The sequence below is a fragment of the Streptomyces sp. NBC_00483 genome, assembly GCF_036013745.1.
In the GTDB taxonomy this organism is placed as follows: Bacteria; Actinomycetota; Actinomycetes; order Streptomycetales; family Streptomycetaceae; genus Streptomyces.
This window is the reverse complement of the sequence record NZ_CP107880.1, coordinates 1,609,723-1,621,490: the sequence shown is the minus strand read 5'-3', so window position 1 is coordinate 1,621,490 and position 11,768 is coordinate 1,609,723. Positions and strand designations below refer to the sequence as shown.

At 71.4% G+C, this 11,768-nt stretch carries 8 protein-coding genes and 1 pseudogene; 8 read left to right on the top strand and 1 reads right to left on the bottom strand.

The features are described 5' to 3' along the window. Positions 1-188: 188 nt before the first annotated feature. The 4 genes from lnt to OHA73_RS06945 all read left to right on the top strand — a co-directional run bounded on the left by lnt (position 189) and on the right by OHA73_RS06945 (position 5,272). Complete coding sequence (gene lnt, locus OHA73_RS06960) at positions 189-1,826, top strand: apolipoprotein N-acyltransferase (RefSeq protein WP_327654532.1); 1,638 nt, start codon at positions 189-191, stop codon at positions 1,824-1,826. A 51-nt stretch (positions 1,827-1,877) separates the two neighbouring features. Continuing rightward, positions 1,878-2,357: an NUDIX hydrolase gene (locus OHA73_RS06955; protein WP_266716313.1), complete on the top strand. Its 480-nt coding sequence runs from the start codon at positions 1,878-1,880 to the stop codon at positions 2,355-2,357. 55 nt (positions 2,358-2,412) lie between these two features. Continuing rightward, positions 2,413-3,201, top strand: coding sequence for a 3-hydroxybutyrate dehydrogenase (locus OHA73_RS06950; protein WP_267071659.1), 789 nt, complete (start codon positions 2,413-2,415; stop codon positions 3,199-3,201). Between the two features lie 139 nt (positions 3,202-3,340). After that, positions 3,341-5,272, top strand: a complete 1,932-nt coding sequence (locus OHA73_RS06945; RefSeq protein WP_327654531.1) for a helix-turn-helix domain-containing protein — start codon at positions 3,341-3,343, stop codon at positions 5,270-5,272. 130 nt (positions 5,273-5,402) lie between these two features. Here OHA73_RS06945 and OHA73_RS06940 read toward each other — a convergent pair whose 3' ends face one another. After that, complete coding sequence (locus tag OHA73_RS06940; protein ID WP_327654530.1) at positions 5,403-6,788, bottom strand: MFS transporter; 1,386 nt, start codon at positions 6,786-6,788, stop codon at positions 5,403-5,405. Between the two features lie 209 nt (positions 6,789-6,997). Here OHA73_RS06940 and OHA73_RS06935 point away from each other — a divergent pair, with 209 nt between their 5' ends. From OHA73_RS06935 to OHA73_RS06920, 4 genes and pseudogenes are all read left to right on the top strand, one after another. Continuing rightward, positions 6,998-7,393 carry a hypothetical protein gene (locus tag OHA73_RS06935; protein ID WP_266716321.1) on the top strand — a complete coding sequence of 132 codons (396 nt, stop codon included), beginning with the start codon at positions 6,998-7,000 and terminating at the stop codon, positions 7,391-7,393. A 40-nt stretch (positions 7,394-7,433) separates the two neighbouring features. Then, positions 7,434-7,964, top strand: a pseudogene (locus OHA73_RS06930) (DoxX family protein); the annotation flags it as partial. 230 nt (positions 7,965-8,194) lie between these two features. Then, the gene (locus tag OHA73_RS06925; protein WP_327658422.1) at positions 8,195-9,229 is read left to right on the top strand and encodes a PHP domain-containing protein; all 1,035 of its coding nucleotides are present in this window, start codon (positions 8,195-8,197) and stop codon (positions 9,227-9,229) included. 194 nt (positions 9,230-9,423) lie between these two features. Then, positions 9,424-11,643, top strand: a complete 2,220-nt coding sequence (locus tag OHA73_RS06920; RefSeq protein WP_266716323.1) for an NADP-dependent isocitrate dehydrogenase — start codon at positions 9,424-9,426, stop codon at positions 11,641-11,643. Positions 11,644-11,768: the final 125 nt, after the last annotated feature.

Below are 11,768 nucleotides of genomic sequence, written 5' to 3'. Positions count from 1 at the left end.
CCCCGACGTAGACGGGCCCCGGATGCGTGGCCGGAAGTGGCCGCGGCATCGGGGACTTGGGCACACCGTAACGGCTGGTGGGCCGAGGCGGGCCGGTGTTGCACAGGAACGATCCGCCTGCGCGGTCGACGCGGGGCGCCCGCCGACCGGCATGTCGGCGTGACAGCGGCGCGCCGTACACTCCCCGGGTGACCGCCACCGCACCTCCCGTAGCCCCGTCGGACGAGCCCGCAGAGCAGTCTGTGCTCTCGAAGGTCCGTTCTCACCTGCGGCGTTTCGTGCCCCTCGCGTTCGCGGTGATCGCCGGGCTGCTCCTGTACGTGAGCTTTCCGCCGCGCGAGCTCCCGTGGCTCGCGCCGATCTCCTTCGCACTGTTCGGCGTGGCTGTGTACGGGCGGCGGTTGAGGGCGGGCTTCGGACTCGGCCTGGCCTTCGGGCTCGCCTACTTGGTGCCGCTGCTCTCCTGGACCGGCGTCGACGTCGGTCCGCTGCCGTGGCTGGCGCTCGCCGCCGCGGAGGCACTGCTGGTCTCGCTCGCGGGCATGGGCATTGCCTACGTGTCGCGGCTTCCGCTGTGGCCGCTGTGGGCCAGTGGGGTCTGGATCGCGTCCGAGGCGCTGCGTGCGCGTGCCCCGTTCGGTGGATTCCCTTGGGGGAAGGTCGCGTTCGGGCAGCCCAGTGGGGTGTTCCTGCCCCTCGCTTCGCTGGGTGGCACTCCGCTTCTCGGCTTCGGTGTGGTCCTGTGCGGCTTCGGGCTCGGGGCCCTCGCGCTGCGCGTCAGGAAGGTGCGCCGGGCCTCGTCCGAGGACGCGTCGCCTCTCAAGGGCTTGTCCTTCTTGAAGGACAAGGGCATTGCCGCCGCGGCCGCGTTCACCGTCGCTCCGGTCGTCGCCGGAGCGGTCGCGATGCCCTTCGTGGCGACCGGCGCCGAGGCGGGCACCGCGCGCGTGGCGCTCATCCAGGGCAACGTGCCGCGCATGGGCCTCGACTTCAACGCCCAGCGCCGCGCCGTGCTCGACTATCACGTGCGCGAGACCATGAAGCTCGCCGCGAAGATCAAGTCGGGACAGGTGAAGCGCCCGGACCTGGTGCTGTGGCCGGAGAACTCCTCGGACATCGACCCGTACGTCAACCAGGACGCCTACGACGAGATCACCAAGGCCGCGCAGGCCGTCGGAGTGCCCATCTCGGTGGGAGCTGTCGTGACCCCGGCGGACGGCAAGCCCCGGAACCGGCTCATCCAGTGGGACCCGAAGACGGGCCCGGGCGCCGTCTACGACAAGCGGCGCTTGCAGCCCTTCGGCGAGACCATGCCGTACCGCAGCTTCTTCCGGATCTTCAGCAAGGACGTCGACCGGGCGGGCGAGTTCGTACCCGGCAAGAAGGCCGTCGTCTTCGACATGGCGGGCACCAAGGTCGGCAACGTGACCTGCTACGAGGCCGCGTTCGACGCCACGGTGCGCGACCAGGTCCGGGAAGGCGCGCAGATCCTGTCCGTGCCGAGCAACAACGCGACGTTCGAGCGCAGCCAGATGACGTACCAGCAGCTCGCCATGGACCGGGTGCGGGCCGTCGAGCACGGCCGGGCCGTGATGGTCCCGGTCACCAGCGGGGTCAGCGCCGTGATCCGGGCCGATGGCACGATCGAGCAGCAGACCGGCATGTTCGAGCCGGCGACCCTGATCGCCGACGTCCCGAAGCGGACGTCGCAGACGCTCGCCACGCGCGCGGGCGAGTGGCCCGAGGCGCTGCTCGTCGCGATCGGTGTCGGGGGCCTCGGCTGGGCCGTCGTGCGGGCGCGCGCGGGGCGGCGCTCGGACGCCTGACGGGGCTTGTGGCCTGCCGGTTCGTTGGGGCCTACAGGTAGGCTCGTCGGCATGGCGACTCCTGAATTCATCCGTACGATCCGGGCCACCGCGGGCCACCAGCTGCTGCTTCTGCCGGGGGTCAGTGCCGTCGTCTTCGACGATGAGGGACGGGTGCTGCTCGGGCGGCGCGCCGACACCGGCAAGTGGTCGATCATCGGTGGGATCCCCGAGCCGGGCGAGCAGCCCGCGGATGTCGCCGCGCGTGAGGTGTTCGAGGAGACCGGCGTCGAATGCGTCGTCGAGCGGGTCGTGCTGGTGCAGGCCCTGCAGCCGATCACGTACCCCAACGGCGACCAGTGCCAGTTCATGGACACGTCCTTCCGCTGCCGGGCCACCGGCGGCGAGGCGCGCGTCAACGACGACGAGTCGCTGGACGTCGCCTGGTTCGCCCTGGACGCGCTGCCGCCGCTCGACGAGTTCGCGCTGTTCCGGATCAAGCAGGCGCAGGCGGAGGGACCCACATGGTTCGAGACCATGACCGAGCGCTGAAGTATGGGTGCTGCCCACATCGGGCGGTGCTGATCAGCTGCCTAGGGTGCGAGTCATGACGCCGCACACCCCGCTGACCGCACCCACCGCCCCCGAGCTGGATCTCGGCGGGCGCACCGCGCTCGTCACCGGCGCCGCCAGTGGCATCGGCCGGGCCTGCGCCCTGCGCCTCGCCGCGGCGGGCGCCAAGGTGAGAGCGGTGGACCGGGACGCGGCGGGGCTCGAGGCGCTGGCCGGGGAGGCCGACGGCATCGAGGCGTACGTCCTGGATCTGACCGACCTCGACGCCGCGGAGGAGGCGGCGGCCGGCACCGACGTCCTCGTGAACAATGCCGGGATCCAACTGGTCCGGCCCATCGAGGAGTTCCCGCCCGAGGTCTTCCACACCGTGCTGACCGTGATGCTGGAGGCCCCGTTCCGGCTGCTGCGCGGGGCGCTGCCACACATGTACGGGCAGGGCTGGGGCCGCATCGTGAACGTGTCGTCGGTGCACGGGCTGCGGGCCTCCGCGTACAAGTCCGCGTACGTGGCCGCGAAGCACGGGCTCGAGGGACTGTCGAAGACGGCCGCGCTGGAAGGGGCGGCGCACGGCGTCACATCGAACTGTGTGAACCCCGGCTATGTGCGCACGCCGCTCGTCGAGCAGCAGGTCGCCGACCAGGCCGCCGCGCACGGCATCCCCGAGGAGCGGGTGCTCGGCGAGGTGATGCTGCAGGACAGCGCGATCAAGCGGCTCATCGAACCTTCCGAGGTCGCCGAGGCCGTCGCGTATCTGTGCACGCCGCAGGCCTCGTTCATGACCGGCACGTCCCTCGTTCTCGACGGCGGCTGGTCCGCCCACTGATTCCGCCCCACCATTTGCCGGGTTCGGGTTGTTTTCGCACGGAACGCGGTCCCTCGACCGGGTGACCGCGATTTCGTGACGACCCGAGTTGTCCACAGGGCTAGCAGGCCCGACCGCTCGACGGGTAATCCTTGTCCGCATGTCGCGCCACCAACCGCACTCAGACGCCGCCTCCGGCCCGGTGACCACCGAGGACCCGCAGGCCCCGTTCCTGGAACTGCTCGCCAGGGGCGCCTCCGCCGATGCCTACGAACAGCCCGTGCTGCTCGCCCGGGCCGAGGGTACGACGCCCGAGCGGATAGCGGCACTCGAAGCGGCCAAGGTGCTCGCGCTGCGCGTGCGCGCGGAAATGGAGGGCAGGCGGCGCCGCGAGGCGGAGCTGTCCGCACTGTTCGAGACCGCGCACGACCTCGCGGGCCTGCGCGACCTGGACGCGGTGCTGCACGCCATCGTCCAGCGGGCCCGCTCGCTGCTCGGCACCGACGTCGCCTATCTGACGCTGAACGACCCGGTCAGGGGTGACACCTACATGCGGGTCACCGAGGGCTCGGTCGCGGCCCGCTTCCAGCAGCTCCGCCTCGGCATGGGCGAGGGCCTCGGCGGCCTCGTCGCACAGACCGCGCGGCCCTACGTCACCGACAACTACGGGCACGACGTGCGCTTCCAGCACACCCGCACCATCGACGCGGGGGTGGGGGACGAGGGGCTCGTCGCCATCCTCGGCGTGCCGCTCATGCTGGGGGCACAAGTGATCGGGGTGCTGTTCGCCTCCGACCGGCGCGCGCGGGTCTTCGAGCGCGAGGAAATCGCGCTCCTCGGCTCCTTCGCGGCGCTCGCCGCCGCGGCCATCGACACCGCGAACCTGCTCACCGAGACCCGGCAGGCGCTGAACGAGCTGGAGCGCGCCAACGAGATCATCCGTGACCGCAGCGGCGTCATCGAGCGCGCGTCCGACGTGCACGACCGGCTCGCCGAGCTGGTGCTGCGTGGCGGCGGAGTGCACGACGTGGCCGCGGCCGTCTCCGAAGTCCTCGACGGCACCGTGGAGTTCACCGACGCCGAGGAGGCGCCCGGCCACGCCATCGAAGCGTCCCGAGCCGACGGGCACGCGGTGCGACACCGCGACGACTGGGTCGCGGCCGTCGCCGCCGGCGGCGAGCTGCTCGGCGCCCTCGTACTGCGCGGTCACCCCGGCCTCGACCCGGTCGACCAGCGCACCCTGGAGCGCGCCGCCATGGTCACCTCGCTGCTGCTGCTCGCCCGGCGCTCCGCGGCCGAGGCCGAACAGCGGGTAAGGGGCGAGCTGTTGGACGACCTCCTTGACGGGCGCGACCGGGACCCGCGGTTGCTGCGGGAGAGGGCGGAGCGGCTTCACGCCGACCTCGACGCGACCCATGTGGTGCTCGCCGCCCGCCTGGAGAGCACCGGTGACGCCGAGCAGGAGGCGGCCGCGCGTCGCCGCCTGTGGTCCGCGGCCAACCACCTCGCGGCGACCCGGCACGGCCTTGCCGCCGCGCGGGACGGCGGCACCGTCCTGCTGCTTCCGGCGCACACCACCGCAGCGTCGGAGCTGGCGTCCCATGTCGCGGGCCGGCTCTCCGAGGCGATCCACGAGAGCGTCACCGTGGGCGCCTCGGCCCCCGTCGAGGGCCTGGCAGGGTGGACCGAGAGAGCGGCCGCCGCGTATGTGGAGGCGCAGCGCTGCCTCGACGCGCTGCGGCTGCTCGGCAGGTCCGGGCAGGGCGCGGCGGCCGAGGACTTCGGGTTCCTCGGGCTGCTGCTCGCCGACAGCCGGGACGTCGGGGGATTCGTCGCCCGCACGATCGGCGAGGTCATCACCTACGACGAGCGCAGAGGCACCGACCTGCTGCGCACCCTCGACGCCTACTTCGCGTCCGGCATGAGCCCGGCCCGCACGAAGGACGCGCTGCACGTGCACGTGAACACGGTCGCGCAGCGTCTTGAGCGGGTGGGCCGGCTCCTCGGCGAGGACTGGCAGACGCCGGAGCGTGCGCTGGAGATCCAACTGGCCCTGCGGCTGCACCGGTTGGCGGCCCCGGACATAGCCTGACCCCGCCCGAGCCCCGAGCCCCGAGCCCCGAGCCCCGAGCCCCGAGCCCCGAGCCCCGAGCCCCGAGCCCCGAGCCCCGAGCCCCGAGTCCGCGACCACGGGGCCGGCGGGGGTGAGGCGCCGCACGCCGTCAGGCGCCGTGCAGCTTCACCGGGTCGTCGCTGCGTACTGCGTCGTCCGAGCCCACGGCGTCCAGGTCGGACAGGTCGCGGTGCCGGGTCTCCTTCGCCAGGCCCACGGCGATCAGCGTCAGGAGCGCGGCCGCGATGACGTACAGGGAGATCGGCGTCGAGGAGCCGTAAGCGGACAGCAGAGCCGTCGCGATGAGCGGTGCGGGCGCGCCCGCCGCCACCGAGGCGAACTGCGCCCCGATCGACGCCCCGGAGTAGCGCATCCGCGTCGCGAACATCTCGGAGAAGAACGCGGCCTGCGGGGCGTACATGGCGCCGTGCAGCACCAGGCCGACGGTCACGGCGAGGAGCAGACCACCGAAGTTCGACGAGTCGATGAGGGAGAAGAACGGGAACATCCACAGGCCGATGCCCGCCGCACCCAGCAGATACACGGGCCTGCGGCCGACCCGGTCGGAGAGGGCGCCCCAGGCCGGGATCACGGCGAAGTGCACGGCGGACGCGATGAGCACGGCGTTCAGCGCGGTCTGCTTCGAGACGCCGGCCGACGTGGTGGCGTACACGAGGATGAAGGCGGTGATGACGTAGTAGCTGATGTTCTCGGCCATGCGGGCGCCGATGGCGACCAGGACATCGCGCCAGTGGTGCCGCAGGACGGCCACCAGCGGCAGCTTCTCCACGGTGTCGGAGACGGACTTGCGGGCCTCGGCGCGGGCCAACGCCTCCTTGAAGACGGGGGATTCATCGACAGAGAGACGTATCCACAGACCCACGAGCACGAGCACGCCGGAGAGGAGGAACGGGATCCGCCAGCCCCAGTCGGTGAACGCGGCATCCGAGATCAGGGCGGTCAGGGCCGAGAGCACGCCGGTCGCCAGGAGCTGTCCCGCGGGCGCGCCCGTCTGCGGCCAGGAGGCCCAGAAGCCGCGGCGCCGGGCGTCTCCGTGCTCGGACACGAGGAGCACCGCGCCGCCCCACTCGCCGCCGAGAGCGAAGCCCTGGACCAGGCGGAGCACGGTGAGCAGTACGGGCGCGGCCGTGCCGACGGTCGCGTGGGTCGGGAGCAGACCGATGGCGAAGGTGGCGCCGCCCATCATCAGCAGGCTCACCACGAGGAGCTTCTTGCGGCCGAGCCGGTCGCCGTAGTGCCCGAAGACGAGCGCGCCCAGCGGGCGGGCGGCGAACCCGACGGCGTACGTCAGGAAGGAGAGGAGGGTGCCGACCAGGGGATCGGAGTCGGGGAAGAAGAGCTTGTTGAACACCAGCGCCGCGGCGCTGCCGTAGAGGAAGAAGTCGTACCACTCGATGGTGGTGCCTATGAGACTCGCCGCGACAATGCGCTTGAGGTTTCCGGGTGTTGGCGGAGCGGTTGCTGCGGAGGCCATGTGCACCACTTCCAGGCGTTGGTGGGGACGTGTATCTGCTGGCACAAGGTAGGAACACGCAGGTCAGCGGCACATGTGGTGGGACACCATACTTTCGGGGCGGACTGTGGCCGCCGGACACGGACGTCCGGTCCGATTCCGGTCCGACGGCTACGAGTTGGGGGAGCGTTTCGGGTTTGTGATGACCGTCGAGGGCTAACCCGGACTCCATGAGTGAACCGAACAAGGGAACGGATCAGCAGAACGAGACGACGAAGCGGAAGACCGCTTCCCGGGCGCGTGACAGCGCCGACAAGGCGACTGCTCCCGTGGGTGACGCCGCCGAGAAGACCGAGGCCAAGGCCGTCGACGCGGCCGTGGCCGCGCAGCGCGGGGCCGAGCGGGTCACCGAGGGCGCGGCCGATGCCGTGGGCAGCGCGGCGCGGGGCGTCGAGGCCGGCCGGCAGGCGGCCGTGGCGGCGACCGGGCAGGTCACCACCGTGGCCCGGACGGCCTGGACCGCCGTTGCCCACCGGAAGATGCTGGCCATGGGCGTCGGGGCCGGGGTCACGGCCGTCGGCGCCGCGTCGTACGCCGTGGGGCGCCGCGCGGGACGGCGTCCATGATCCTGGACTGAGTGCGCGGAGTTGGGGAACGCGGCGAAGCATGGCTGTACTGAGGAAATGCGCACGTCCGATGCTCGCCTCCGCGTTCGTGGCCGGCGGGCTGTCCACCCTCCGTGCCCCTGAGCGCGTGGCGCCCGCCGCGGAACCGGTGGCGGTTCCCGTGGCCTCCCGCGTGCCCCGGCTGCCGGAGGACCCCGAGCAACTGGTCCGGATCAACGGCGCGGTGCACGTCGGGGCCGGGCTGCTGCTCGCCGCCGGGATCGCCCCGCGGCTCGCCGCGCTGGCCCTCGCCGGGACGCTCGTGCCGACGACGCTGGCCGGCCACGCCTGGTGGAAGGAGAAGGATCCCGAGCAACGCGCCCAACAGCGCACCCAGTTCCTGAAGAACGTGTCCCTGATGGGCGGCCTGCTCATCACGGCGGCCGACACGCACGGAAAGCCGTCGGCCGCCTATCGGGCCCGTGGCGCCGCCGCGTCCGGACGCTCGTCGGCACGCCGGGCACGGCGCGACGCGACCCACACGCTGCGGGACGCGACTCACACGCTGCGGGACGCCACCGGAACCGTGCGTGGCGCCGGCCGCGATGCGGCCGACACCGTGCGTGGAGCGACCCTCGGGGCGACTCGCGGGGCGACCCAGAGCGTGCGCGATGCCGCCGACCACGTGCGTGCGCTGCCGGCGCAGGCCCAGCAGGCCATCGACAAGCACCTCTGAGATTCGCCGCCCGCGGCGTTCACGGATGCCGGTCACCGGGTCGTACGGCACGCTGGAGACGTACGCGAAGGTGGCCGGAGGTGGCGATGGAGCCCGTGCGGGCGCTGGAACGGATCGCGTTCCTGCTGGAGCGGGACGGCGCGCCCACCTATCGGGTGCGCGCGTTCCGCACCGCCGCAGGTGTGATCACCGGGCTGGGCGACGCCGAGGTCGCGCGGCACGTCGAGGCCGGCTCCCTGGAGTCGCTCAAGGGCATCGGGCCCAAGACCGCCGCGGTGATCCGGGAGGCGGCCGCCGGGCAGATCCCGGACTACCTCACGCATCTGGAGGACGAGCTGGCCCGCACGGTGCCCTTGGAGGGCGACGTGGGCGTGCAGCTGCGTTCCCTGCTGCGCGGCGACTGTCATCTGCACTCCGACTGGTCGGACGGCGGCAGCCCGATCGAGGAGATGGGCCGCGCGGCCCGGGACATCGGCCACGAGTGGGCGGTGCTCACGGACCACTCGCCGCGCCTCACGGTGGCCCGCGGCCTGTCGTCGCAGCGGCTGCGCGAGCAACTGGACGTGGTGGCCGAACTCAACGCGGGCTGGGCGCCGTTCCGCCTGCTCACCGGCATCGAGTGCGACATCCTCGACGACGGTTCGCTCGACCAGGAACCGGAGCTGCTCGACCGCCTGGACGTGGTCGTCGTCTCGGTCCACTCGAAGCTGCGGATGGATGCCGCGGCGATGACCCGGCGCCTGGTGGCCGCCGTCGGCAATCCGCATGCCGACATCCTCGGCCACTGCACCGGTCGGCTGGTCACGGGCAGGGGGCGGCCCGAGTCGCAGTTCGACGCGGACGAGGTGTTCGCGGCGTGTGCGGCTGCCGGCACGGCGGTGGAGATCAACAGCCGTCCCGAACGGCTGGACCCGCCCCGGCGTCTGCTCCGCAAGGCGGTGGAGGCGGGCACCCTCTTCGCCATCGACACCGACGCGCATGCGCCCGGGCAGCTCGACTGGCAGCTCTTCGGCTGCGCCCGCGCCGAGGAGCGCGAGGTTCCGGCGGAGCGGGTGGTGACGACGTGGCCGGTGGAGAAGGTGCTGGCCTGGACCGGTGCGGGTGACGCCGCACGGGCGTAAAAGATTGGGGCTCTGCCCCGGACCCCGCTGCTCAATCGCCGCAGGGGCTTGAAATGCGCCTGGTCGCCCTGGGGCCGGAAAGATCTTGGCGGGTGGACCCCTTTCGGATCCTGGCCGGGGAGGAGATATCTTGATGTCGAGCAATCCGATCCAAGACTGCAGACGACGTGGAAGACGTGGAAGCGGAGCACCCGGTGACTGACTCGACCATTATTTACACGCACACTGACGAGGCCCCGGCCCTCGCGACGTATTCCTTCCTGCCGGTCATCGAGGCCTACGCGTCCACCGCCGGTGTCGGCGTCGAGACCCGTGACATCTCCCTGGCCGGGCGCATCCTCGCCCAGTTCCCTGAGTACCTGACCGAGGAGCAGCGCGTCCCGGACTCGCTCGCCGAGCTGGGCGAGCTGGCCAAGACGCCGCAGGCCAACATCATCAAGCTGCCGAACATCTCGGCCTCGGTCTCGCAGCTCAAGGCCGCTGTCGCCGAGCTGCGCGAGCACGGCTACGCGCTGCCGGACTACCCGGACGAGCCGAAGACCGACGAGGAGCGCGAGATCGGCGCCCGCTACGACAAGGTCAAGGGCTCCGCCGTCAACCCGGTCCTGCGCGAGGGCAACTCCGACCGCCGAGCCCCCGCCTCGGTGAAGAACTACGCCAAGGCCCACCCGCACCGCATGGGCGCCTGGACCGCCGAGTCCAAGACGAACGTCGCGACCATGGGTGAGAACGACTTCCGCTCGACCGAGAAGTCCACCGTCCTCCCGGCCGCCGACAAGCTGAAGATCGAGCTCGTCGCCGACAACGGCACCACCACCGTGCTGCGCGAGTCCGTACCGGTCCTCGCCGGTGAGGTCGTCGACGCCTCCGTGCTGCACGTCGCGCCGCTGCGCGAGTTCCTGACCGCGCAGATCGCCCGCGCCAAGGAAGAGGGTGTGCTGTTCTCCGCGCACCTGAAGGCCACCATGATGAAGGTCTCCGACCCGATCATCTTCGGTCACGTCGTGCGCGCCTTCTTCCCGGAGACCTTCGCCCGCTTCGGCGCCGACCTGGCCGCCGCGGGCCTGACCCCGAACGACGGCCTCGGCGGCATCTACAAGGGCCTCGAGACCCTCGCGAACGGCGCCGAGATCAAGGCGTCCTTCGACGCCGAGCTGGCCGCCGGTCCCGACCTGGCCATGGTCGACTCGCACCGCGGCATCACCAACCTGCACGTGCCGTCCGACGTCATCATCGACGCCTCCATGCCCGCGATGATCCGTACGTCCGGCCACATGTGGAACAAGGACGACCAGGAGCAGGACACCCTCGCGGTGATCCCGGACTCCTCGTACGCCGGTGTCTACCAGGCCGTCATCGACGACTGCCGCGCCAACGGCGCCTTCGACCCGTCGACCATGGGCACCGTCCCGAACGTCGGCCTCATGGCGCAGAAGGCCGAGGAGTACGGCTCCCACGACAAGACCTTCGAGATCAAGTCCACCGGCACCGTCCGCGTGGTCAACCAGGCCGGCGACGTCGTCCTGGAGCAGCAGGTCTCCGAGGGCGACATCTTCCGCGCCTGCCAGACCAAGGACGCCCCGATCAAGGACTGGGTCAAGCTCGCCGTGACGCGCGCCCGCGCCACCGGTGACCCGGCCGTGTTCTGGCTGGACGAGGGCCGCGCCCACGACGCCCAGCTGATCAAGAAGGTCGAGGCGTACCTGCCGGAGTTCTCCCCCGAGGGCCTGGACATCCGGATCCTCAACCCGGAGGACGCCACCAAGCTCTCCGTCGAGCGCATCCGCCAGGGCCTCAACACCATCTCGGTCACCGGCAACGTGCTGCGCGACTACCTGACCGACCTCTTCCCGATCCTGGAGCTGGGCACCAGCGCCAAGATGCTGTCGGTCGTCCCGCTGATGAACGGCGGCGGCCTCTTCGAGACGGGCGCCGGCGGCTCCGCCCCGAAGCACGTCCAGCAGCTCGTCAAGGAGAACTACCTGCGCTGGGACTCCCTCGGTGAGTTCCTCGCCCTGGCCGTCTCCTTCGAGCACCTCGCCACCACCACGGACAACGCCCGCGCGAAGGTCCTTGGCGAGACCCTGGACCGCGCCACCGGCACGTTCCTCAACGAGGACAAGTCGCCGACCCGTCGCCTCGGCGGCATCGACAACCGCGGCAGCCACTTCTACGTCGCCCTGTACTGGGCCCAGGAGCTGGCCAAGCAGACCGAGGACGCGGAGCTCGCCAAGGCCTTCGCCCCGCTCGCCGAGAAGCTCTCCGCGAACGAGCAGAAGATCGTCGACGAGCTGATCGCCGTGCAGGGCTCCCCGGCCGACATCGGCGGCTACTTCCAGCCCGACTCGGCCAAGGCCGACAAGGTCATGCGCCCGTCGCAGACGCTGAACGAGGCGCTGGCCTCGCTCGCCTGATGCGCGTCTGAGTCGCGGATGAGTCGCGTCTGAGCCGCGTCTCATCCGCGTTGCGCGAACACTGCCCCGGTCGGCCCCGTGCCGACCGGGGCAGTGTTGTTCACGCTGCGCGGAAGCACCCGTAT

What these genes read in the sequence shown, in the direction of transcription:
- OHA73_RS06955 (WP_266716313.1), top strand. Translation starts at nt 1,878, where the DNA reads ATGGCGACTCCTGAATTCATCCGTACGATCCGGGCCACCGCGGGCCAC.
- OHA73_RS06950 (WP_267071659.1), top strand. Translation starts at nt 2,413, where the DNA reads ATGACGCCGCACACCCCGCTGACCGCACCCACCGCCCCCGAGCTGGAT.
- OHA73_RS06945 (WP_327654531.1), top strand. Translation starts at nt 3,341, where the DNA reads ATGTCGCGCCACCAACCGCACTCAGACGCCGCCTCCGGCCCGGTGACC.
- OHA73_RS06940 (WP_327654530.1), bottom strand. Translation starts at nt 6,788, where the DNA reads ATGGCCTCCGCAGCAACCGCTCCGCCAACACCCGGAAACCTCAAGCGC.
- OHA73_RS06935 (WP_266716321.1), top strand. Translation starts at nt 6,998, where the DNA reads ATGAGTGAACCGAACAAGGGAACGGATCAGCAGAACGAGACGACGAAG.
- OHA73_RS06925 (WP_327658422.1), top strand. Translation starts at nt 8,195, where the DNA reads ATGGAGCCCGTGCGGGCGCTGGAACGGATCGCGTTCCTGCTGGAGCGG.